The sequence below is a fragment of the Humibacillus xanthopallidus genome, assembly GCF_044793955.1.
Taxonomy (GTDB): Bacteria; Actinomycetota; Actinomycetes; order Actinomycetales; family Dermatophilaceae; genus Humibacillus; species Humibacillus xanthopallidus_C.
The window spans coordinates 314,056-336,536 of record NZ_CP084995.1; the positions used below are offsets into that span (position 1 = coordinate 314,056).

Annotated in this window: 25 protein-coding genes; 18 read left to right on the forward strand and 7 right to left on the reverse strand. The window is 72.4% G+C overall.

What is annotated here, in order from left to right:
• The first annotated feature begins 50 nt into the window (after positions 1 to 50).
• Both LG278_RS01395 and LG278_RS01400 read left to right on the forward strand, forming a co-directional pair.
• Positions 51 to 1,094: a LacI family DNA-binding transcriptional regulator gene (locus LG278_RS01395; protein ID WP_404390191.1), complete on the forward strand. Its 1,044-nt coding sequence runs from the start codon at positions 51 to 53 to the stop codon at positions 1,092 to 1,094.
• 65 nt (positions 1,095 to 1,159) lie between these two features.
• Positions 1,160 to 1,360 (forward strand): hypothetical protein, encoded by a 201-nt coding sequence (locus LG278_RS01400; RefSeq protein WP_404390193.1) that lies wholly within the window; start codon positions 1,160 to 1,162, stop codon positions 1,358 to 1,360.
• A gap of 364 nt (positions 1,361 to 1,724) precedes the next feature.
• Here the strand turns inward: LG278_RS01400 and LG278_RS01405 are convergent, their stop codons facing one another.
• Positions 1,725 to 2,126 carry a hypothetical protein gene (locus LG278_RS01405; protein WP_404390195.1) on the reverse strand — a complete coding sequence of 134 codons (402 nt, stop codon included), beginning with the start codon at positions 2,124 to 2,126 and terminating at the stop codon, positions 1,725 to 1,727.
• Positions 2,123 to 2,479 (reverse strand): HNH endonuclease, encoded by a 357-nt coding sequence (locus tag LG278_RS01410; protein WP_404390197.1) that lies wholly within the window; start codon positions 2,477 to 2,479, stop codon positions 2,123 to 2,125. The genes LG278_RS01405 and LG278_RS01410 overlap by 4 nt, the downstream gene beginning before the upstream one ends.
• A 72-nt stretch (positions 2,480 to 2,551) precedes the next feature.
• Between LG278_RS01410 and LG278_RS01415 the strand changes: the two genes are divergently transcribed.
• Both LG278_RS01415 and LG278_RS01420 read left to right on the forward strand, forming a co-directional pair.
• Entirely contained in the window at positions 2,552 to 3,115 is a 564-nt protein-coding gene (locus LG278_RS01415; protein ID WP_404390199.1) for a hypothetical protein, read from the forward strand.
• Positions 3,115 to 3,402: a transcriptional regulator gene (locus LG278_RS01420; RefSeq protein ID WP_404390201.1), complete on the forward strand. Its 288-nt coding sequence runs from the start codon at positions 3,115 to 3,117 to the stop codon at positions 3,400 to 3,402. Before LG278_RS01415 ends, LG278_RS01420 begins: the two co-directional genes overlap by 1 nt.
• Positions 3,403 to 3,495: 93 nt before the next feature.
• Here the strand turns inward: LG278_RS01420 and LG278_RS01425 are convergent, their stop codons facing one another.
• Positions 3,496 to 4,614, reverse strand: a complete 1,119-nt coding sequence (locus LG278_RS01425) for a carbohydrate kinase family protein (RefSeq protein ID WP_404390203.1) — start codon at positions 4,612 to 4,614, stop codon at positions 3,496 to 3,498.
• Positions 4,615 to 4,727: 113 nt separating this feature from the next.
• Between LG278_RS01425 and LG278_RS01430 the strand changes: the two genes are divergently transcribed.
• The 14 genes from LG278_RS01430 (at position 4,728) to cobA (ending at position 17,987) form a co-directional block, all read left to right on the forward strand.
• Entirely contained in the window at positions 4,728 to 6,077 is a 1,350-nt protein-coding gene (locus LG278_RS01430) for a 6-phospho-beta-glucosidase (RefSeq protein ID WP_404390205.1), read from the forward strand.
• Positions 6,078 to 6,184: 107 nt separating this feature from the next.
• Positions 6,185 to 6,583, forward strand: a complete 399-nt coding sequence (locus tag LG278_RS01435; RefSeq protein WP_404390207.1) for a universal stress protein — start codon at positions 6,185 to 6,187, stop codon at positions 6,581 to 6,583.
• A gap of 131 nt (positions 6,584 to 6,714) precedes the next feature.
• Positions 6,715 to 7,686 (forward strand): lytic transglycosylase domain-containing protein, encoded by a 972-nt coding sequence (locus tag LG278_RS01440; protein WP_404390209.1) that lies wholly within the window; start codon positions 6,715 to 6,717, stop codon positions 7,684 to 7,686.
• 166 nt (positions 7,687 to 7,852) lie between these two features.
• Complete coding sequence (locus tag LG278_RS01445; RefSeq protein ID WP_404390211.1) at positions 7,853 to 8,131, forward strand: LysR family transcriptional regulator; 279 nt, start codon at positions 7,853 to 7,855, stop codon at positions 8,129 to 8,131.
• 92 nt (positions 8,132 to 8,223) lie between these two features.
• Positions 8,224 to 8,499 (forward strand): hypothetical protein, encoded by a 276-nt coding sequence (locus LG278_RS01450; protein ID WP_404390212.1) that lies wholly within the window; start codon positions 8,224 to 8,226, stop codon positions 8,497 to 8,499.
• A gap of 61 nt (positions 8,500 to 8,560) precedes the next feature.
• Entirely contained in the window at positions 8,561 to 9,325 is a 765-nt protein-coding gene (locus LG278_RS01455; RefSeq protein ID WP_404390214.1) for an ABC transporter ATP-binding protein, read from the forward strand.
• A 90-nt stretch (positions 9,326 to 9,415) separates the two neighbouring features.
• A complete protein-coding gene (locus LG278_RS01460; protein ID WP_404390216.1) occupies positions 9,416 to 9,724 on the forward strand; it encodes a hypothetical protein in 309 nt (102 codons plus the stop codon).
• Entirely contained in the window at positions 9,721 to 11,163 is a 1,443-nt protein-coding gene (locus LG278_RS01465; protein ID WP_404390218.1) for a hypothetical protein, read from the forward strand. Before LG278_RS01460 ends, LG278_RS01465 begins: the two co-directional genes overlap by 4 nt.
• Complete coding sequence (locus LG278_RS01470; RefSeq protein WP_404390220.1) at positions 11,160 to 11,663, forward strand: M50 family metallopeptidase; 504 nt, start codon at positions 11,160 to 11,162, stop codon at positions 11,661 to 11,663. Before LG278_RS01465 ends, LG278_RS01470 begins: the two co-directional genes overlap by 4 nt.
• Positions 11,664 to 11,770: 107 nt before the next feature.
• On the forward strand, positions 11,771 to 13,489 hold the full coding sequence (locus tag LG278_RS01475; RefSeq protein ID WP_404390222.1) for a nitrite/sulfite reductase: 1,719 nt from the start codon (positions 11,771 to 11,773) through the stop codon (positions 13,487 to 13,489).
• Positions 13,486 to 14,235, forward strand: a complete 750-nt coding sequence (locus LG278_RS01480) for a phosphoadenylyl-sulfate reductase (RefSeq protein ID WP_404390224.1) — start codon at positions 13,486 to 13,488, stop codon at positions 14,233 to 14,235. Before LG278_RS01475 ends, LG278_RS01480 begins: the two co-directional genes overlap by 4 nt.
• A complete protein-coding gene (cysD, locus tag LG278_RS01485) occupies positions 14,232 to 15,224 on the forward strand; it encodes a sulfate adenylyltransferase subunit CysD (RefSeq protein ID WP_404390226.1) in 993 nt (330 codons plus the stop codon). The genes LG278_RS01480 and cysD overlap by 4 nt, the downstream gene beginning before the upstream one ends.
• A 73-nt stretch (positions 15,225 to 15,297) precedes the next feature.
• Positions 15,298 to 16,686: a sulfate adenylyltransferase subunit 1 gene (locus LG278_RS01490; protein ID WP_404390228.1), complete on the forward strand. Its 1,389-nt coding sequence runs from the start codon at positions 15,298 to 15,300 to the stop codon at positions 16,684 to 16,686.
• 23 nt (positions 16,687 to 16,709) lie between these two features.
• The gene (cobA, locus tag LG278_RS01495; RefSeq protein ID WP_404390230.1) at positions 16,710 to 17,987 is read left to right on the forward strand and encodes a uroporphyrinogen-III C-methyltransferase; all 1,278 of its coding nucleotides are present in this window, start codon (positions 16,710 to 16,712) and stop codon (positions 17,985 to 17,987) included.
• Here cobA and LG278_RS01500 read toward each other — a convergent pair.
• The 4 genes from LG278_RS01500 to LG278_RS01515 form a co-directional block, all read right to left on the reverse strand.
• Positions 17,979 to 18,548 carry a DinB family protein gene (locus LG278_RS01500; RefSeq protein ID WP_404390232.1) on the reverse strand — a complete coding sequence of 190 codons (570 nt, stop codon included), beginning with the start codon at positions 18,546 to 18,548 and terminating at the stop codon, positions 17,979 to 17,981. The two genes, cobA and LG278_RS01500, sit on opposite strands and share 9 nt — an antisense overlap.
• Positions 18,549 to 18,646: 98 nt before the next feature.
• Entirely contained in the window at positions 18,647 to 20,755 is a 2,109-nt protein-coding gene (locus tag LG278_RS01505; RefSeq protein WP_404390234.1) for a heavy metal translocating P-type ATPase, read from the reverse strand.
• A 61-nt stretch (positions 20,756 to 20,816) separates the two neighbouring features.
• Positions 20,817 to 21,776, reverse strand: a complete 960-nt coding sequence (locus tag LG278_RS01510; protein ID WP_404390236.1) for a phosphotransferase enzyme family protein — start codon at positions 21,774 to 21,776, stop codon at positions 20,817 to 20,819.
• Between the two features lie 25 nt (positions 21,777 to 21,801).
• Positions 21,802 to 22,434: a hypothetical protein gene (locus tag LG278_RS01515; protein WP_404390238.1), complete on the reverse strand. Its 633-nt coding sequence runs from the start codon at positions 22,432 to 22,434 to the stop codon at positions 21,802 to 21,804.
• Between the last annotated feature and the right edge of the window lie 47 nt (positions 22,435 to 22,481).

Below are 22,481 nucleotides of genomic sequence, written 5' to 3' on the forward strand. Positions count from 1 at the left end.
TGTGGGAGGGCACGGCGCCGTGCACAGTGGACCCCGGAAGAAGGAGCCCGGTGTCCCTCGAGCACGACGACGCGCGCCCGGTCACGATCTACACCGTGGCCGAGCGCGCTGGTGTGTCCATCGCGACCGTCTCGCGGGTGCTCAACGGCTCGACCCCCGCGTCGGCGCGCACCCGGCAGCGGGTGCTGCGGGCCGTCGAGGAGCTCGAGTACGTGCCGCTCCGCGCGGCCAGGCCCGTCGACCGACCCACCCACGAGACCCTCGGGCTCGTGCTGCCAGGGCTACGCGGCCCCTACTACTCCGAGCTGCTCTCCGGCTTCGAGTCGACCGCGGCCGCCGACGGGCAGTCGACGGTCGTCGTCGTGTGCGACGCCTCCAAGGACAAGGAGGCCGCGGTCCGCAAGATCCTCGGCCGCATCGACGGCATCGTCATCGGCAACGACACGATCAGTGACGCGATGGTGCGCCAGGTGTCGCGGTCGACGCCGACCGTGCTCGTGGCGCGCGACGCCATCGAGGGCTGCGACGCGGTGCAGGTCGAGAACTTCATCAGCTCGGCCGAGCTCACCCGCCACCTGCTCGACCACGGCCGGCGCTCGCTCGTCTTCGTCGGCGACCCCGAGGGCTCGCACGACATCTCCGAGCGCTACCGCGGCTTCCATCACGCCCTCGCCCGGCGCCGCGGGTCCCAGGTGGCTCCCCCCGTGCGGGTGGGCTATGAGGAGATGCACGGCCGCACGGTGCTCGCCGCGATCGAGGCGATCGAGGCGGGCGGCACCACGGTCGACGGGCTGGTCTGCGCCAACGACGAGCTCGCGCTCGCCACGATGGTGCTCCTGGCGCGGGCCGGCCGCTCGGTGCCCGACGAGCTGGCGGTCGTGGGCTTCGACGACATCATGACCTCGCGCTACCTCGCACCGGGGCTGACCACGGTGCAGCAGCCGATGCGCGAGCTCGGGCGATGGGCGGCGATCCGCCTCCACGAGCGCATCGAGGGGCGAACCTTCGACGTGCACCCGCAGGTGCTCCCGACGCGCCTCATGCTGCGCGGGTCGTGTGGCTGCGACTGGGACGAGACCGCCCTCCTCGGCTGATGGTGGCGGTATCAGCCGTTCCTCCCGGGTCTCTGTCCTTCAGCACACGCGGACGGAGGACGGCCATGGCCACGCAGCACCAGCGACACCCGCGCGACCACGCCGCTCCGGCTGCGCCGCCGCTCCCCGCCGACGAGTCCGTCGCCCTCTACTGCCCCGAGTGCGGCATGCCGACCTGGGTCGAGTGGAGCGACGGCGGGCACGTCAAGATCCGCTGCTTCTCGCGCCACTGGTTCCTCCTCCTCGCCGACCGCCTCCCCCTCTGATCGAAAGAGCGATACGTCCGCGTCCGGGTCCGCGCGGATCGCTCTTTCGATCGACCTCGTGATCGAGAGAGCGATTCGTCCGCGTCCGGGTCCGCGCGGATCGCTCTTTCGATCGACCTCGTGATCGAGAGAGCGATTCGTCCGCGTCCGGGTCCGCGCGGATCGCTCTTTCGATTGACCTCGTGATCGAGAGAGCGATTCGTCCGCGTCCGGGTCCGCGCGGATCGCTCTTTCGATTGACCTCGTGATCGAGAGAGCGATTCGTCCGCGTCTGCGTCCGGACGAATTGCTCTCTCGATTGGGGTGGCGCGCGGATCGCTCTTTCGATTGGGGTGGCGCGCGGATTGCTCTTTCGATTGGGGGGTCAGGGGCGGCGGAGGTGGTCGGGGGCGGGCATCCGACGCACGTCGACGCTCCAGAAGCGCACGACGAGGCGGTATGCCGCGCGCACCGTCACGTGGTGCTCGTAGCCACCCTCCTCGGCGGGCCCCACCTCCGACCGCGCCACCTCAGCGGCGTCGGCGACCGCCGCATCGAGGTCGCACCGGTTGGCATGGAGCACGACGGCGCCGACGTAGGTGATCGCCACGAGCTCGTGACCGCGCTCGGCGTCTCCGACGAGCAGCGTCCACGAGAAGGCGTCCCGCTCGAAGAGCCAGTCCTGCAGCTGGGCGCCGACGAGGTCGACGGCGGCGAGGCCCTGGACGTCGACGGGGAGGTCGGGTCGTGCCGGCACGCCCCGCGGTGACCCGGTCGACCCGGTCATGGCGCCGCGAATCGCACGGCCAGCTCCGCCCTGATCTCCACGTGGCGCTCGAGGAAGGCGCGCTCGTCCAGACGCTTGCGGCGCAGCCAGCCGGTGACCTCGTCGTTGCACTTGCTGGCGTTGCAGGAGCTGCAGGCAGGAGCAATGTTGTCGAGCGTGTAGCGGCCACCGCGGGAGAGGGCCAGCACGCAGTCACGCTGCAGGGGTCTGTCGGTCGCGCCGCAGTAGGCGCACCCGCCCCAGAGGACCTTGAGCGCTGCCCACTGCTCGTCGCTGAGGTCGTGCTCGACGCGATCCATCCGGCGCTTGCGTCGCCGGGCTGCCACGGCTCTGCGACTCCGGTTCACCGCCACCCCTGCAGCGTAGGTGTCCCCGACGACGCGGGCTACTTGCCAATCTGGAAAGTTGCGCGCATACTTTCCGACATGGAAAGTATGCAGCCCCAGCCGGACCCGGACGAGGCCCGATCCCTGCTCTCCGTGGCGGACCAGTCGCCCCGGCGTCTGACCGCCGACCTTCGGCTGCCGACCGGACTCCATCCCCTGCTCGGCGTCGCCGTCGCGCTGCAGATCGGCACGGCTGCCTATGGCATCGCGCAGCAGACCGCAGCCGGGCTCGCGGTCCTGCTGGCCGGGCTGGCGGTCTTCCTGCTCGTGGCCGCTGTCTCACTGCACCGGTTCCGCCGGATCAACGGGGTCAGGGTCGACGGGCTCGCCAGTCAGGTGCTGCTCGGCACCAACGCCACCTCGTCGGTCGTCTACCTCGCTGCGCTCGCCGCTGCCACGTGGGCAGCCTTCGAGTCGGTGTGGTGGGTCGTCGCGGTGGCAGCCGTGGTCGGGGGAGCCGGCTACGCGCTCGGCGCCCGCCAGTGGTGGCACGCCTACCGCGGCGATCCGGTCGCGCACGCCGGCGGAGTCTCGCCGCGGATGCTCGCTGCGCTCGCCGTGCTCGCGTGTCTGGGCCTCGCGGCACTGCTGGTCGTCGGCTGATGGCCGAGCTCGACCCGCTGATCCACGCCCCGGCCCGCCTGCAGCTCGTGACGTCGCTGTCCGCGGTGTCGGAGGCAGAGTTCTCGGCGCTGCGCGACGTCCTGGACGTCAGCGACTCGGTGATGTCGAAGCACGTGTCGGCCCTGGCCGAGGCGGGCTACCTGCACATCCGCAAGGGCAGCCGGGCAGGGCGGCGGACGACCTGGATCGGCCTCACCCCCGCCGGCCGGAAGGCAGTGCGGGACCACGTCGCCGCGCTGCGCCGGCTCATCGACGTGGTCGACTGACGCCCGCCCCTCGTCGCCTGTCGGCGGCCCCACGCAGCGGTCGCACGGCAGCGTGACCGGGCCGGACGGCATACGGGCTCGGGGTCGGTGTGCTCAGTCGAGCGCCGGCACGTCGGCGCGGCGAGCGATCGTGGCGCTGGCCCGGCGGCACGCGCTGACGGGGACGCGCGGCACGATGTCGTCGAGGAACGCGAAGCGGCGGCGCAGCGAGCGATGGTAGGCGTCGCCGCTCGGGTCGGAGACGAGGGCGGTCCACCAGTCGGAAAGGTCGCCCCAGCCCGGTGCGGCGAGCGAACCGCCGTACTGCTCCAGGGCGAGCCCCGCGCACAGGCTGGCGAACGTCATGCGCTGCTCGAGCGGCCACTCGGCGAGCGTGCCGACGAGCAGGGCCGCCCCGAAGACGTCCCCCGCCCCCGTCGGGTCGACCTCGTGCACGCGCAACGAGGGCACGCGCGCCTCCTCGCCGGTGCGCGCGTCGATGCCGAGGGCCCCGTCGGCGCCGTCGGTGACGATGGCGACGGGCACGCGGTCGGCGAGGGCATAGACGGCCTCGACCGGCGAGCTCGTGCCGGTGTAGGCCATCGCCTCGACGGCGTTGGGCATGAAGACGTCGACGCGGGCGAGGCGGTCGAGCACGTGCCGGGGCCACCGCTGGTGCGGGTCCCAGCCGACATCGGCAAAGACGAGCGCCCCCTGCGAGCGGGCGACGTCGACCCACGTCGCCTCCGAGCCGCCGAAGGCCTCGTCCTCGGCGAGGTCGACCATGACGGCGCGCGAGCGCGGCGGAGTGCCGATGAGCTCGCTCGCCGACACCGGCGCCGGGTGGCCGTGCGAGACCATGCTGCGGTCGTGGTCGACCGACATCGACACGGTCACCGGGCTGTGCCAGTCGGCGAAGCGCCGGCTGCGACCGAGGTCGATGTGCTCCTGCTCCTCGAGCGTGCGCCAGCAGAAGTCGCCGTAGTCGTCGTCGCTGAAGGCCGCCGCGAGCGACGTGCGCAGCCCCAGCCGCCGCGTCGCGACCGCGAGGTTGGCGATGCCGCCCGGGCAGGACGCCAGCCCCTCGGCCCACACCTCCGTGCCGGGCCGGGGCGCGTGCGGCAGCCCGGCGAAGATCATGTCGAGGAAGACGGTGCCCCACACGAACACGTCGATCTCCGGGTCGGCGTCGGTCCGCCGACCCGCGAGCGGGTCGAAGCTGTGGTGCGGCACGCCCCCATGATCGCGCACCGCCGCCCCGGGCACGTGCGGATTAACGAGGCCGACGCCGGTATGCCGCCCGCCCGGGTGCCGCTGCTTGCTACCGTCACGAGGGTGGTGGCGTCATGAGGTTGGTGGTGCTCGGCGGCGGCGGCTTCCGCGTGCCCCTCGTGCACGGCGCCCTGCTCGGCGACACGTCCGAGCGACGGGTGACCGAGGTCGTGCTGCACGACACCGACGCCACGAGGTTGGCCGTCATGGGCCACGTCCTGGAGGCCGCGAGCGCCGGTCGCGAGGGGGCCCCGGCGGTCAGCGTCACGACCGACCTCGACCGGGCGCTCGACGGCGGCGACTTCGTCTTCTCGGCGATCCGGGTCGGTGGCCTCGAGGGGCGCACGGTCGACGAACGGCTCGCCCTCGGTCTCGGGTTGCTCGGGCAGGAGACGACGGGCGCGGGCGGGGTCGGCTACGGGCTGCGGAGCGTGCCGGCCGCCCTGCACATCGCCCGCCGGGTGCAGGCGCTCGCCCCCGAGGCGTGGGTCATCAACTTCACCAACCCGGCGGGTGTCGTGACGCAGGCGATGCAGTCGGTGCTCGGCGACCGCGTCGTCGGCATCTGCGACTCGCCGCTCGGGCTCGCGCGGCGGGCGGCCGGCGCGCTTGGCCACGACCTCGCCGACCTCGAGATCGACTACGCCGGGCTCAACCACCTCGGCTGGCTTTCGGGGCTGCGCCTCGACGGCCGCGACCTGCTGCCCGAGCTGCTGGCGGACGCACGCGCGCTCGGATCGATCGAGGAGGGCCACCTCTTCGGCACCGACTGGCTCCAGTCGCTCGGGATGATCCCCAACGAGTACCTCTACTACTACTACTTCACCCGCGACGCGATCGCGCAGATCAGGTCTGGCGAGAGCACGCGTGGCGAGTTCCTTCTCGCCCAGCAGACGAGCTTCTATGCAGCAGTGGCGAATTCGCCCACGGGTGCCTTCGACCGCTGGGACGCGGTGCGGCGCGAGCGCAATGCGACCTACATGCAGGAGACCCGCGAGGCCACCGACGGCGAGGGCGCGGAGCGGGCGGCTGCGGACGTCGAGGGTGGCGGCTACGAGGGAGTCGCCCTTGCCCTGATGGCGGCGATCGCGCGTGACGAGCCGGCCCGGCTGATCCTCAACGTGCGCAACGGTGGCGCCGTGCCGGGGCTGCCCGACGACGCCGTGGTCGAGGTGCCGTGCCGGGTCGACTCCTCGGGCCCGACCCCGCTGCCGGTCAGCCCGCTGACCGGGTCGGCCCTCGGGCTGGCCCTGCAGGTCAAGGCCGTCGACGAGCTCGTGATCCGCGCCGTGGTGGAGGGGTCGAAATCCGTTGCGGCACAGGCCATCGCCCTGCACCCGCTCGTCGACTCCGTCACCGTGGCACGTGAGCTGCTCGCCGGCTACAGGCGGGCTCTGCCCGACTTCTACGCCCGCTTCTGCTAGGCCGCAGCGTGCCCGGGCCGCGTCGCCCATCTCGGCACGAGGCGCTCCGGCGGGCCGGCTCGCCCGTCCCGTGCAAGAGTTCGTCAGGATCCGACCCTAGGAGCAGCATGTTCACGCAGATCGTCGTCGGCTACATCCCGACCCCCGAGGGCCTCGCCGCGCTCGAGGCCGCCATCTCGCTCGCCAAGGAGGGTGGTGGGCACCTGACGGTGGTCAACACCGGACGCGCCGGCAACTACGCCGACGCGACCTTCGCCTCGGCGGAGGAGATCGACTCCATCGACCTCCAGCTCGCCAACGCCGACATCCCGCACGACGTGCGCCAGCCCACCTCGGGGCTCGTGGCGGCCGACGAGATCCTCGGCGTCGCCGAGCAGGTGGGCGCCGACCTCGTCGTCATCGGCGTCCGGCGTCGCTCACCGGTGGGCAAGCTCGTGACCGGCAGCACGGCCCAGCAGGTGCTGCTCGACGCCGGGTGCAGCGTCCTGGCGGTCAAGGCGTCCTGAACGTCCCGGTCCGGCGGGCGGCCCGGCCGCCCTGCCGTGACCGGTCTGTGGATTCCTCTCGCGCTCCGCGCCGATGGGGGCTCTACTGGAGGTGACGGACCGGGGACCGGAGCACGGAGCGTGGTGAGGGCATGAGGCGCAGCGGCGGGGTCGCGACGAGCGTGTCGTTCGCCTGCGCCGCGCTGGCGGCGAGCGCGGTGCTGGGGGTCGCCCCGGCGACGGCAGCCGGCTCCCCTGCGCCCGCTCCGACTCCGACCCCGACCGCGGAGCCCGAGCGGGCCGACCCCTTCGGCCCCACGCCCGGGTCGGCGGGCGACCCCGAGGCAGGCGGTGCCTCCACGGTCGGCCAGGTGACGGGCGCCGTCGTCGCCCCGTTCTTCGACCACGTGCGCCTCGCGGCCGCCTACGTCGTCGGCTCGACCCAGCCCGGCGGGGTGCCGAGCCCCGCCGGCACAGCCGCTCCCCCAGCTCCGGCGCAGGGCGCGACGGGCGTGACGGGTGCCGACGGCCCCGCCTGGCAGCCGCCGGCCGACCTCCGCGCACCCACGGCCGTCAGCGTGCCCGCCGACGCGGCCAACAGTCCTGCCGCCCTGACCAAGGAGCAGCTGCTGTGGGTGGCCTACACGTGGGCCGCCAAGGCGGCACCCGCCTCCTGCCGTATGCCGGTCGCTCTCCTCGCTGCCATCGGTGAGGTCGAGTCGTCCTCCCTGCGCGGTCGCTCGCTCGATGCTCGCCACAACGTGGTGCCCCCGGTGATCGGGGTGGCGCTCAACGGCAGCGGTTTCGCCGCGATCCGTGACTCCGACGGCGGCAGGCTCGACGGTGACCCCGTCTGGGACCGCGCGGTCGGACCGATGCAGTTCATCCCCGGCACGTGGCGGGCGTGGGGCAGCGACGGCAACGGCGACGGGGTGGCCGACCCCCAGAACATCGAGGACGCGACCCTCTCGGCGGCTCGCTACCTCTGTGCGGGAGGCAGGGACCTGTCCCGCCGGTCCGACCTCGACCGGGCCGTCCTGTCCTACAACGGCTCGCAGCGCTACCTGGCCACCGTCACCGGCCTGATGGACCGGGTGACCTCCGGCACCGACGCGGCACCCTGACCGGGCAGACCGGGCAGACCGGGCTGACCGGGCTGACCGGGCTGACCGGGACAGAAGGTGCCATGACCAGTTGGTGCCACACCGCCGACCGTCAGAGGCGCGCGTGAGGTCCTAGGTTGCGAGAGGTGTCGGGCTCTGGTTCCCGACGTTCGCCACAGGGGGATCCATGTTCGACCAGCGCCATCTCAGAGCCTTCATCGCTGTCGCAGAGACCGGCTCGGTCAGCCGGGCCGCCACCTATCTGGGCTACTCACAGCCGGCGGTCACGCAGCAGATCCGCCACATGGAGCAGGAGCTCGGGGTCCCGCTCTTCGACCGCGACTCCCTGCCGCTGCGCCTGACCCCCGAGGGCCGTGAGCGACTCATGGTCGCCGAGGCCATCGTCATGCTCGGCCAGCGACTCAGCAAGAGTGCCGCGCAGGCGCCGCATTCGGATATCAAATAGGTGCTGGAGCTCCAGCGAGGCCGCTCCATACCTTTCTCTCGGGTTCAGGGAAACGGCTCTGGCCACGAGAAGCGAGAAAGCAGGGAAAAGACATGAGCATGGTCACCGAAGCACAGTTCAGCACGACCAGCGCCCTTCTGGGGGCCCGACTGCGCGCCCAGGCGGCGGTGGGTCGGCGGCTCGACAGCGAGTACCGCGCCATCTGGATCGTCGTCTTCATCCTCGGCATCTTCATCATCGGCGCCGCGGCCCTGGCGATCTACTGCATCAGCCGCGGTCGCAGCGGCGGCGTCATCGACTTCAACGTCTCCCGCTGGTACAAGGGCTGGATCCCGGTCGGCATCCGCGTCGAGATCAAGTGTGTCTGAGGCCCTCGCCTCGCATCCCGCGTCACTCCGCCTGAACTGACTCCCTGAAGGGACACCCGCCATGACCGAGATCCGCATCGACCGGGTGTCCCATCACTACGGGAGCCACGCCGCCCTGACGGACGTCAGGGCGCGCGTGGCCCCCGGGCGGATCACCTGCCTGCTCGGACCCAACGGCGCCGGCAAGTCCACCCTGGTCCACTGCATCGTCGGCCTCATCACCCCGACGGAGGGCGCCATCACCGTCGACGGCGAGGTGTCAGGCTCCCGAAACGCTTGTGAGGAGATCGGATTCGTCTATGACGACCTTCCGCTCCCGGTCAACCTCACCGGCCGCGAGGCACTCGATCTGCTGCAGTCCTCGCACCGCGAATGGGACGTCACCCTCGTCGACCAGCTCACCGAGCTCCTCGGCCTCGGCGACGCCCTCGACCGTCTCGTCGCCGAGTACTCGCACGGCATGAAGCGCAAGCTCCAGGTCATCGGCTCGCTCGGTCACCGTCCCAGCGTCTGGGTGCTCGACGAGCCCTTCCGCGGCCTCGACCCGGTGGCCACCTCGGTGCTCTCGCACCTCATCACGGAGTTCGCCCGAGCGGGCACGGTGCTCATCGCGACGCACGACCTGCTGCGGGCCCAGCAGCTCGCCGACGACGTGCTCGTCGTCGACGGTGGACGTCTCGTCGGCTCGGGCCCGCTGGAGCAGGTGCTCGACGGCGAGGCCGACCTGTCGGCGCGCTACCTCATCCTCACCTGCCTCGACGTCGTCGTCGAACGCACGAAGGGTGACATCGCAGACCTGCACCTGGCCCGAGACCTCGTCTCGTGAAAGGGCCGGCACGAATTGTCTTGCGAAAGGGACACCGATGAATGGCAGACGCCCGTCAAAGAAATGCACGCAACACTTCTGGAGGCACCAATGAAAACGACCACGACGGGCCGCCGGATCATTGCGGCCGCGACCTTCTCCGCCGCTGCCATCCTCGTGGCCATGGTCGTGCAGCTCATCGTGGCGCTCGTCCTGAGCGCCGACCTGTCGATCTGGGGACTGCTCTCGGTGACCGTCACCGAGACCGCGGACGCCTCCTCGATCGGCTTCGGGTTCTCGCTGGTCGAGACCCTGCTGCTCTGGCTCGTGCTGACAGCGCTCGGCTCCCTCCCCTGGGGTCGGCGGGGCCGCACCGCGGACGAGAGCCTGGGCGGCGGGGCGCGCCCGCAGACGAGATGAGCGACCGCCGCGCCCTCCTCGGCCTCTCCCGCGCCGTCGTGCGCACGTGGGTCAACCGCGCCTCCGTGATCTGTGGAGGGCGGACCCGGTTCCGGACCGTCGCCGCCCTGCTCGCGGTGGGGGTGCTGGCCGTGGAGGCCGCGGTGGTCGTCAGTGCCGGTGCCGCCACCCCTGTCGGCGCCCAGCCCATGCTGGCGCTCGCACCGTCACTCAGCATCGTGCTGTTCGTCATCGGGCTGGTGATGGCGGCGCTGCTCGGCCTGACGATGCCCGACGGTGACGACCTCGGGGTCTTCATCGCTCCCTCAGGCCTCTCTCGCGGGGTCCGTCGTCTCGGCACCGAGCTGCCGATGTTCGGGCTCTTCGCCGTCGCGGGGGCGGTGCTCAGCATCCCGATGTCGGTCAACGTGCTCCAGGGCGAGCTCACCGTGGGCATCGTGGCGACCCGGCTCGTCGGCGCGTTCGCGCTCACGGTTTCGGGCCTCTTCGTCGGTCGCGCCGTCTGCCTTGCCGTCGTCGCGTTGCTCAGCCACCTCCGGGCCTCCCGCATGCTGGCCACCGGTCTCGCCAGTGCCGTGACGGTCGTCCTCGGCGGGCTCACGATGAAGCTCAGTCAGCCCTCGGCAGCCGATGTGACCTCACCGCCGGTCTGGCGCCGACTCGTGGGGTCCGCACTCGTGCCGGGCTGGCTGACACCGGTCATGTGGGCGACGCTCGCAGTGCTCATCGCGCTGACGCTGTGGGCGCTGGTCCGGCTCCCGGCCGGGGAGCAGCGCACCGTGGTCGAGCGTCCGGCGGCGTGGCTGCGCCGACCGTCGCGGCGCGGGCCGCTCGGGCTCGGCACGGTGACCCTCGTGGCGACGTTGCGCGAGCCGAGTGTCGTTATGTGGCTCGGCTTCGCCGCCTCGGCTCCGGCCCTCTTGCGCGGCGCCTCCTGGGTGTCGCAGCTGCCGGCCGAGATCTTCGCCGTCTATGCCATCGGCCTGCCGGCGCTCACGGCGGCGTATCCCTTCGGGGTGACCCGGGGGGCGCGACAGTGGCGCGCCGCCGCTGCTCCGGCCACGCGACGTGATGTCGTCTCGCAGCTGCTGGCCGCCGGGGCGCTCGTCGCCGGGGCCGTCGCGCTCCAGGTCGTCGTCGGGCTGCTCGTCGGCCTCCCGCCGCAGCTCGTCCAGTGGCCCCTCGTCGCCATCGTCTTCGCGGCGTCGCTCTTCTGGGGGCACGTCACCCCCGTGGTGCGGGGGGAGTCCTCGACCTGGGTGGCCGTCGACGTGCTCGCCGTGGTCACCTCCGCTCTCGTCGTCGTCGGAGGTGTCCTGCTCGCCGAGCGGCTCCCGATCGAGGCGTCGGTCTTCGAGCCGCTGGCGCTCGGCCTGCTGCTGGTGGCCGGCCTGGCCACCCTCTCGCTCGCCCGTCGCCGCGGCTCGGCCGTGGCATGAGCGCTGCCGGCCCCACGCGGTGGTGGGGGCTCGCCCTGCTGGGCAGGGCGCTCTGGTGGACGTCGTGGTGGGGCGGCCCGCTCGTCGTCACCGCCGTGCTCATCGCCGCGGTCTTCCCGCAGACAAGGCCCCTCGTGCCGCTCACGGTCGCTGTCTGGGTGTCGTATGCCGTGCACGAGCTCGGCCACGCAGCCGCGGCGGTCGCGCGGGGGGCGGAGTCGTCTCGCGTGCGGCTCGTTCGCCGCGGTGCCGGGCTCGCGGTGCTGGCCCCCGCATTGGCGCCCGTCGACACCCGTGTCATCGCACTGGCCGGCCCGGTTGCCGGGGCCGTCTCGGGGTTGTCCCTCGTGGGCGTCGTCGGTGCGGCGATGGCGGTGTCGTGGCCGCTGCTCGCCCTCCCCGGCCTCGTCGTCGTCGTGCATCATGCGGTCAACCTGCTCCCGTTCGCACCGGACGGGCGGCACGTGTTCCGGGCCCGCGGTGGTGCGCCGGCGGTCTGACCCGGCCCTCGGGGCCTGCCCGCGGCATATCCCACGTCATGGGTGGGGATGGGCCGGATGCCGGACCCGTTTGGGCGTAGATAAGCGACGGTTATACATTCGATTACATGACCGTCACCGACTCCGCGTCCGCGCCCACCCGGGCAGCGACCCGTCCGCCCCGCGCCGGACGCTCCAACGGGCAGTGGAAGGTCGACGGCACCGACCCGCTCAACGCCAACGAGACGTGGAAGCAGGAGGACGGCGGGCTCAACGTTCGTGAGCGGATCGAGCAGATCTACTCCCGCGAGGGTTTCGCCTCGATCCCGCCGCAGGACCTCTCGGGCCGCTTCCGCTGGTGGGGTCTCTACACGCAGCGCAAGCCGGGCATCGACGGCGGCCGCACGGCCCAGCTCGACGACACCGAGCTGTCGGACGAGTACTTCATGCTGCGCGTCCGGCTCGACGGCGGCGCCGTCTCGCTGGCCCAGGTGCGCGTTCTCGCAGAGATCAGCCAGGACTTCGCCCGCGGCACCGCCGACATCAGCGACCGTCAGAACATCCAGTACCACTGGATCCGCGTCGAGGACGTGCCCGAGATCTGGCGCCGCCTCGAGGCCGTCGGGCTGCAGACGACCGAGGCGTGCGGCGACACCCCCCGCGTCATCCTCGGCAGCCCGCTCGCCGGGGTCGCGAAGGACGAGCTCATCGACCCGACGCCGGTGATCGACGAGATCCTCGATCGCTATATCGGTGACCCCGAGCTCGCCAACCTCCCCCGCAAGTTCAAGTCGGCCATCACCGGGCACCCGAGTCTCGACGTCGTGCACGAGATCAACGACATCTCCCTCGTCGGGGTCGTGCACCCCGAGCTGGGCGTCGGCTACGACCTGTGGGTCGGCGGTGGCCTCTCGACGGCGCCGCGCCTCGCCGAGCGCGTCGGCGTCTTCGTGCGGCCCGAGGAGGCTGCCGAGGTCTGGCACGGTGTCATCCGCGTCTTCCGCGACTACGGCTACCGCCGGCTGCGCAACAAGGCGCGCCTGAAGTTCCTCCTCGCCGAGTGGGGCCCGGAGAAGTTCCGCCAGGTGCTGCAGGACGAGTACCTCGGTCGCGAGCTGCCCGACGGCCCGCCCCCGGCCCCGGCCAGCGGGCCCGGCGACCACGTCGGCGTGCACCTGCAGAAGGACGGCAACCGCTACGTCGGCGCCGCCCCCACCGTCGGGCGCATCAGCGGCGACGTGCTCGCCGGTCTGGCCGACATCATGGAGTCCGTCGGCTCCGACCGGCTGCGCCTGACGCCGCACCAGAAGCTCGTGCTGCTCGACGTGCCCGGCCGCCGGGTGCGCGGTGTCGTGAGCCGACTCGAGAAGCTCGGACTCTCGACGGCGCCGAGCCCCTTCCGTCGGCACACGATGGCCTGCACCGGCATCGAGTTCTGCAAGCTCGCCATCGTCGAGACCAAGGCGACGGCGGCGACGACCATCGCAGCCCTCGAGCAGCGGCTCGCCGACGTGGCGCCGAAGCTCGACACCCCGATCAGCCTCAACGTCAACGGCTGCCCCAACTCGTGCGCCCGCATCCAGGTCGCCGACATCGGTCTCAAGGGTCAGCTCGTGACGATCGAGGGCGAGCAGGTGCCCGGCTTCCAGGTGCACCTCGGAGGCGGTCTGGCCTCCGTCGACCGCGACGAGGCGGGCCTCGGCCGCACCGTCCGCGGCCTCAAGGTCACTGCCGACGACCTGCCCGACTACGTCGAGCGCGTCGTGCGGACCTTCCTCGACCAGCGCGAGTCCGGCGAGACGTTCTCGTCGTGGACCCGTCGAGCAGACGAAGGAGCACTCCTGTGAGCGCAGTCCCTCTGGCCACCCCCAAGGTCCCGCGCAAGCGGCGCTCGGAGACCGAGCTCAAGGCGATCGTCGACGACTTCAACGCGACGCTGGCGGCCGACCCCGAGCACGAGCCGACCGCCGACGAGGTCGCGGCCTGGGCCGCCCTCCACTTCGACGGCACGCTGGCGGTCGCCTGCTCGATGGCCGACGCCGTGCTGCCCCACGTCGTCTCGCGTTTCGCGCCCGGCGTCGACGTGCTCTTCCTTGAGACCGGCTACCACTTCTCCGACACGATCGTCACCCGCGACATCGTCGCGGAGGACCTGCCGATCACGCTCGTCAACGTGATGCCCGAGCTCACGGTCGCCGAGCAGGACGAGAAGTTCGACCCCCGCCTCTACGAGCGCGACCCGGCGCTCTGCTGCCAGATGCGCAAGGTCGAGCCCCTCGCCCGCACCCTCCCGCTCTACGAGGCGTGGGTGACGGGCGTGCGGCGCGACGAGGGCCCGACCCGGGCTGACGCACCGCTCGTGACGTGGGACGACAAGAACGGTCTCGTCAAGATCAACCCGCTCGCGGCGTGGACCTTCGACGAGCTCCTCGCCTACGCCGGCGAGCACCAGGTCGAGGTCAACTCCCTTCTCTCCGACGGCTACCCGTCGATCGGCTGCGAGCCGTGCACCCGCCGGGTCGAGCCCGGCGAGGACCCCCGAGCCGGCCGGTGGGCCGGCTTCGCCAAGACCGAGTGCGGACTCCACACATGACGACGACCAGCACCCCAGCCACCCGGGTCACCGGCGACGACAGCGCCGCGGGCGACCCGGCGTTCCTGAGCGCACTCGCGGGCAGCGCCGACGACCGGCGGCTCAGCCACCTCGACGCTCTCGAGGCCGAGTCGATCCTCGTCATCCGCGAGATGGCCGGCGAGCTCGAGCGCCCCGCGCTGCTCTTCAGCGGCGGCAAGGACTCCGTCGTCATGCTGCACCTCGCGGCCAAGGCCTTCTGGCCGGCGCCGATCCCCTTCCCCGTGCTGCACGTCGACACGGGTCACAACTTCCCCGAGGTGCTCGCCTACCGCGACGAGACGGTCGAGCGGCTCGGGCTGCGCCTCGTCGTGGCGAGCGTGCAGGACTACATCGACGACGGCCGCCTGCGCGACCGCGCCGACGGCACGCGCAACCCGCTGCAGACGCTGCCCCTGCTCGACGCCATCAACGACAACCGCTTCGACGGGGTCTTCGGCGGTGGCCGGCGCGACGAGGAGAAGGCGCGCGCCAAGGAGCGCATCGTCTCTCTCCGTGACGAGTTCGGGCAGTGGGACCCCAAGAACCAGCGCCCCGAGCTGTGGAACCTCTTCAACCCGAGGCACCGGCCGGGTGAGCACGTTCGCGTCTTCCCGATCAGCAACTGGACCGAGGTCGACATCTGGCGCTACATCGACCGCGAGGACATCCCGCTCGCGCCCCTCTACTACGCCCACGAGCGCGAGGTCTTCAACCGTGACGGCATGTGGCTCGCCGTCGGGCCCGTGAGCCTGCCACGCGACGACGAGACCGTCGAGACCAGGCTCGTGCGCTACCGCACCGTCGGTGACATGTCGTGCACGGGGGCCGTCGAGTCACCGGCCCGCACCAATGCCGAGATCGTCCTCGAGGTGGCCGCCTCGACGCTGACCGAGCGCGGCGCCACGCGCGCCGACGACCGCATCTCGGAGGCAGCCATGGAGGACCGCAAGAAGGAGGGCTACTTCTGAACTCCCCACGAAGTTCTCCGCTCGTTCCTCGCTCCGATACTTCGCGAGGGCCCCTAGACAAGGACCAGCTCACATGAGCGCTCCCGCGCAGACCGCGACCGCAGCCACGCCCACCCTCGACCCGGCCGCCGTCGCCGGTGCCGCCCACGGCACCCTGCTGCGCCTCGCCACCGCCGGCTCGGTCGACGACGGCAAGTCGACCCTCGTCGGGCGCCTCCTCCACGACACGAAGTCGGTGCTCTCGGACCAGCTCGCCGCCGTCGAGCGGGTGAGCCGCGACCGCGGCCTCACCGCCGCCGACCTCGCGCTGCTGACCGACGGCCTGCGCGCCGAGCGCGAGCAGGGCATCACCATCGACGTCGCCTACCGCTACTTCGCCACGGCCAAGCGCTCGTTCGTGCTGGCCGACTGCCCCGGCCACGTGCAGTACACCCGCAACACCGTCACCGGCTCCTCGACGGCCGACGTCGTGGTGCTGCTCGTCGACGCCCGCAAGGGGGTGCTCGAGCAGACCCGCCGGCACCTCGCCGTCACGGCGCTGCTGCGGGTGCCCCACGTCGTCGTCGCCGTCAACAAGATCGACCTCGTCGACTTCTCGCAGGAGGTCTACGAGCGCGTCGAGGCCGAGGTGCAGACCGTGGCCCGCGAGCTCGGCGTCTCGCAGGCCATCGCGATCCCCGTCAGCGCGCTCGAGGGCGACAACATCGCCGAGCGCTCCACGCTCACGCCCTGGTATGCCGGTCCGAGCCTCCTCGAGCTGCTCGAGGCCCTGCCCCCGTCCGACGACCCCGCACACGAGTCCTTCCGCCTGCCCGTGCAGCTCGTCATCCGCCCCCAGGGCGCCGCGCGCGACGAGGCGCACCGCGACTACCGGGGGTATGCCGGCCAGGTGGCGTCGGGCGTCGTGCGCGTCGGTGACGAGGTGGTGGCGCTCCCGTCCGGTCGGCGCACGACCGTCGTCGGCATCGACCTCGGCGAGCGCTCGCTCGAGGAGGCCTTCGCGCCCCAGTCGGTGACGCTGCGGCTCGCCGACGAGATCGACATCTCGCGCGGCGACGTCATCGCCGCCGCTGCCGACGCCCCCGAGCCGACGCAGGACATCGAAGCCGTCGTCTGCTGGCTGGGCGACGCACCCCTGCGGCCCGCGCAGCGGCTGCTCATCAAGCACGGCTCGCGCACGGTGCAGACCGCGGTGCGCTCGCTGAGCGGCGTGCTCGATCTCGACAACCTGCACGCCGTGCCCGCAGAAGCCCTGTCCCTCAACGACATCGGGCTCGTGACGCTCAGGCTGGCGGCCCCGCTGCCGGTCGAGAACTACTCGGTCTCGCGCCGCGGCGGCTCCTTCCTGCTCATCGACGCCCATGACGGCCGCACCGTCGCCGCCGGCATGGTCGGCGCAACCCTGCCCACCGCGGCCCCTGCCCCCACCGAGCCGGAGGGTGACGAGGAATGGGAGATCTAGACGCACAGGGGGCTCCGCCCCCCGTGTCCCCCCCGAAGACCCGCGCGGCTGGGTCGAGCAACCAGCCTGCTGCGCCGAAGGCGGCGCTGCCGGTCGTGCTCGACCTGGGCGGACGTCTGGTCGTCGCGGTCGGCGGCGGTCCCGTGTCTGCCCGCCGGGTGCGGGCATTTCTCGACGAGCGCGCCGTCGTGCGCGTCGTGACCCCGTGGCTCTGCGAGGACCTGCGCGACCTGGCTGACGCCGGGCGGGTCGAGTGGGTCGAGCGTGACTACGTCGGCCCCTCCGACCTCGACGGCGCGTGGCTGGTGCACACGGCGACCGGTGAGCCGTCCGTCGACCGTGAGGTCGCGGCCGACGCCGAGGCCCTGCGCCTGTGGTGCATCGACGCGACCGATGCCGCGGCGACGTCGGCCAGCATGACCGCACGTGCCGACGTCACCACCCCGGACGGCCGGGTCACCGTCTCGGCGTATGCCGCGGGCGACCCCGGTCTCGCCGTGACCGTGCGCGACGGGGTGGAGCAGGCGATAGCCACTGGCGGCCTCGACCTCCGACGCACCCGCACCCACGGCCGCAAGGGCTGGGTCGCGCTCGTCGGCGGCGGTCCGGGCATCGACGGGCTGCTGACGACCCGCGGGCGCGAGCTGCTCGCGTCGGCCGACGTCGTGGTCGTCGACCGGCTCGCTCCGCGCGCGGTCGTCGACCGGCTGCCCGCCTCGGTGCGCGTCATCGACGTCGGCAAGACGCCGGGCAACCACCCCGTGCCGCAGTCACGGATCAACGACATCCTCGTCGAGGAGGCCCAGCGCGGCTTCGGCGTCGTGCGTCTCAAGGGCGGTGACCCCTACGTGCTGGGGCGCGGAGGCGAGGAGCGCGACGCGTGCGAGGCACACGGCATACCGGTCGAGGTCGTGTCGGGCGTGACGAGCGCGATCAGCGTGCCCGCGGCGGCGGGCATCCCCGTCACCCACCGCGGCGTCGCGCGCGGCTTCTCCGTCGTGACCGGTCACGAGGACATCCCCGCCCTGCCGACGGGCGGCGACCACACCCTCGTGCTGCTCATGGGCGTGACCCAGCTGCACCGCACGACCGACCTGCTCGTGGCCCACGGGCGATCCGCCGACTGCCCCGTGGCCGTCGTCGAGCGCGGCTACCAGCCTGACCAGCGCACGACGGTCGGCACGGTCGCGACCATCGCCGATCTTGCGGCCGAGCGCGGCGTGCGGGCACCGGCGGTCATCGTCGTGGGCGATGTCGTCCGCCTCAGCCCCGAGTGGCCGTCGGCCCGACCGTCAGCCTGACTGCTCGGCCACGGCCCGCAGCCGGTCGACGTAGGCGCTCCACCAGGCCGCGTCGCCCTCGGGCAGGTTGGGGTGGGCGGCCAGCATGCCGCGCCGTCCGTCGATCTCCTCGCGGAGGATGTCCATGTGCCCGGCGTGGCGGGCCGTCTCAGCGAGCATGTGCACGAGGAGCCGGTGCAGGGTGGTCTCCTGGGGGTTCCACCACGGCACCGTCGCAGGTGCCTCGAGCGGCAGCTCCGCGATGCCGACGTCGGCATGCGCGACGACGCGCCGATAGAGGTCGGCGATCGCCTCCGGCGACTCTTCTGCCGTCGCCCACATGTCGGCGTTCGGCTCGGCGTCGTCGTCCCAGAAGGGCATCGGCTCGGGCCAGGGCCGGCCGAGGCAGCCGCCGAAGTACTCCGCCTCGACACCGGCGAGGTGCTTGACGATGCCGAGCAGGTTGGTGCCCGAGGTCGTCATCGGCATGCGCTGGTCACGCTCCGAGATGCCGTCGAGCTTCCACAGCACGGTCTCGCGCTGGCCCTTGAGGTAGTCGTGGAGGGTCGCCTTCATGTCCATGCCGCCCACCTTGCCAGCGCGAGCCCCTCTGGTGCACCGGGGTTGTCGGCGCCGCACGACCGTCCTGGGCGGAGGGTCGTGCGGCGCCACCGGGTGTTCTAGCGGGCGTCCGGCCGCAGGTCGAGGCGCCGCAGCAGCTGGGCGTTGAGCGCCACGACGATCGTCGAGAGCGACATGAGCACCGCACCCACCGACATCGGCAGGACAAAGCCGACAGGGGCGAGCACGCCCGCTGCGAGCGGCACGGAGACGAGGTTGTAGCCCGCCGCCCACCAGAGGTTCTGCTTCATCTTGCGATAGCTCGCGGCCGACAGGTCGATGACCGACACCACCGAGCGCGGGTCGTCGCTGGCGAGGATGACGCCTGCCGAGGCGATGGCGACGTCGGTGCCCGCACCGATGGCGATGCCCACGTCGACCTGGGCCAGGGCCGGGGCGTCGTTGACGCCGTCGCCGACCATCGCGACCCGCTTGCCCTCGTCCTGCAGCTGCTGCACCGTGGCGGCCTTGTCCTCGGGTCGGACCCCAGCGAACCACCGGACGATGCCGATCTCGTCGGCGACCGAGCGGGCGACCGCCTCGGCGTCACCGGTGACCATGACGACCTCGACACCGCGGGCCTTCAGCTCAGCCACGGCCTGTCGCGACTCGCGACGGATAGCGTCCTCGAGCCGGAGCGCGCCGACGACCACGCCGTCCTGCAGCACGTGGAGGATGATCGCACCGTGGTCGCGCCACGCGTCGGCAACGGCCACTTCGGTGCGGCCGGCCTCGTCGAGCAGCCTCGGGCCACCCACCCTGACCTCGCGGCCGGACACCGTGGCCGTGACGCCGACGGCGGGGGAGGAGGTGAAGCCGGTCGACTCGGGCACTGACACCCCGCGGTCGCGGGCTGCTCGCACGATGGCCTTGGCCAGGGGGTGCTCGCTGTCGGTCTCAGCCGCCGCGGCCAGCGCGAGGACGGCGGTCTCGTCGAGGTGCTCGGGGTCGGCGGCCTCGATGGCGACCAGCGTGGGCTGGCCCGTGGTCAGCGTGCCCGTCTTGTCGATGAGCACGACGTCGACGGTCCGCATGCTCTCCAGCGCCAGGCGGTCCTTCACCAGCACGCCTGCGGCGGCAGCGCGCTCGGTGGCGATGGAGACCACGAGCGGGATCGCGAGACCGAGGGCGTGGGGGCAGGCGATGACGAGCACGGTGATGGTGCGCACGACCGCCTCGTCGGGGCTCCCCGCGACCGACCACACGAGAGCCGTGATCGCCGCGGCGCCGAGGGCGAACCAGAAGAGCCACGCCGCGGCACGGTCGGCGATGCGCTGGGCGCGTGACGACGAGCTCTGGGCTGCGGCGACGAGCCGCTGGATGCCGGCCAGCGCCGTGTCGTCACCGGTGGCGGTCACCTCGACGCGCAGGCCGGAGTCGGTGGCGACGGTGCCCGCGGTGACCCGCTCGCCGGTGGTCCGGGCGACGGTGCGCGACTCGCCGGTCACCATCGACTCGTCCATTTCGGCCCGACCGTCGACGATGACTCCGTCGGCGGGGACGCTGCCGCCCGGTCGCACCACGACGACGTCGCCGAGGCGCAGGTCGGCCGGTGCCACGGTCACGATCTCGCCGTCCTCGACGCGCTCGGCCTCGTCGGGCAGCAGCGCCGCCAGCGAGTCGAGCGCCGAGGTCGTCTGGGCCAGCGAGCGCATCTCGAGCCAGTGCCCGAGCAGCATGATGACGATGAGCAGGGCGAGCTCCCACCAGAAGTCGAGCTGGTGGTCGAGCACCCCCAGGGTGGCGCCCCACGACGCGACGAAGGCCACGCTGATGGCGAGCCCGACGAGGAGCATCATGCCCGGGCGGCGGGCGCGGATCTCGTCGATCGCCCCCGTGAGGAACGGCCGGCCTCCCCAGAGATACATCACCGTGCCGAGCACGGGCGACACCCACGCCACCCAGGCGAGGTCGGGCAGGGAGTAGCCGACGATCATCGCGAACATCCCGGAGGCGGCGACGACCGGCACGGCCAGGGCCAGCATCAGCCAGAAGAGCCGGCGGAACATCGCCGCGTGGTCGGCCCCGTGACCAGCGTGGCCTGCGTGGGCGCCGCTGCCGCCCCCATCGGTCCCGTCGTGGGTGGGGGTGTGGTGGCCGCCCTGGTGCGTGGGGTGGCCCGTGTGTGCGTCGTGCCCCTCGGGTGCGGATGGGGCCAGATCCGGCATCGATGTGTTCATACCGACGTCAACGACATACCCCCATGGGGTATTCCCGGGTAGCCGCAGGTCAGCTGACCGCGGCGAGGATCCGGTCGATGCGGGCGAGGGTCACCGGGTCGTCCGGGATCTCGAGGAACCATGCAGCCAGCCGCTCGCGCTCGGTGGCGTGCGACGCTCCCACCCACCGCGAGCACGCGAGCTGGCCGATGTGGGCCTGCTCCGCGACGAGCATTGTGAAGTGACCGCGCCGGGTCACCCGCCCGGGTCCACCGGCGTCGAGGTATGCCGTGTGGATCGACCGCGACCGCGCCGGGTCGTCTGCCCCGAATTCGAAGAGCACCATGGCGAGCTCCTGGCTGGGGTCAGCCGGACCGAGGTTCTCGAAGTCGATGACGCAGACCCGTCCGTCTGCGGTGGGCAGCACGTTGTCGGCCCACAGGTCGCGGTGGCACACGATCGGCGCCTCGTGCGGCTCGATGACGGACTCCACGGCGATGAGGTCGCCAAGCAGGGCGCCGAGCACCGGGGCGAAGGGCGCTCCCTCGCGAGCGACCCTCTGCTGCAAGGAGACCCAGCTCGACTCGCCGACGCCGGTGGCAAACCAGTTGTCCACGGACTCGCGGGTGGGTGCGCCGGCTCGGTGCAGCGCGGCCAGGGTCGAGCCCACCGCGCTCGGGTCGAGCAGGCGGGTGCGGGGCAGCAGGTCGACCCACTCGAAGACCCGGATCGCCGTGCCTGCGCGCGCGGAGCCGTCCGGGATCACGGCGCTCACTGCTCCGTCGGTCGCCCGGACGATCGCCGGCGTGACCACGCCCTCGGAGCGGGCGGCAGCGACGAAGTCTGCGTCCCGAGCCACCTCTGAGAGGTCAGGCTCGGCGAACCACTCCTTGACGGCATACGGGCCCGTGCTGGTGTCGAGGCGCCACACCTGCCCGAGCTGCCCGCGCGCGACCGGGCCCTCGAGTCGCGCGTCGTGCCCGAGCGCGAAGGCGACGGCCACCGCGTCGGCGTCGGCGGCGCTCAGCACGGCAGGTGACGGGGGCGCTGGGCGATCACGGCAGCAGGCGCCAGATGGCGACCCCGACCGTGACGACGGCGAGTGCTGCGGAGGCCCATCCGAGCAGGTCACGGCCGCGGGGACCACGCCCGAGCAGGAGCACGAGGGCCGCGAGCACCGAGATCACCGCGGCCACGATGATCTCCTCGGGCCAGCGGCCGACGCTCTCGATGAAGAGCGTGGAGATGGGGCCCTGGCGCACGAGCGTGCCGAGGAGTCTGACGACGACAGTGACCCACCAGCCGACCGTGATCCAGAAGAGGGCGGCGCCGATCTGGGCGAGGAGCGGGTCGGGCACCGCGTCGGGGTCCTGCGTCGCCGCGGTGGCGGGGGCGGGGGCCCCGGTGAGGCCCGGGGTGGCGACGGGCGGCCCGCCCTCCCACGGCGGACGCGGCAGCTGCCGGGTCGGCTCGGCGACGGGCAGGACCTGGGTCTGCAGCCGGTCGTGGGCCGGTGGCGGATAGGGCAGCGGCGGCGAGGTCGGCGGCGGGTAGGCAGATCGAGCGGACGGCGGCGGGGGCTGCCCGGGGCCCGGGACGGACTGCGGTGCAGCGGCGCTCGGGATCGGCACGGTGAACTGCTCCTCCGCGGGAGCCGGGTCGGGGCCCTCGCCCCGGTCGTCACTCATGGCGACAACGTACCCCCGACCCTGCCGGGGCGACGCGCCCTTCGCCG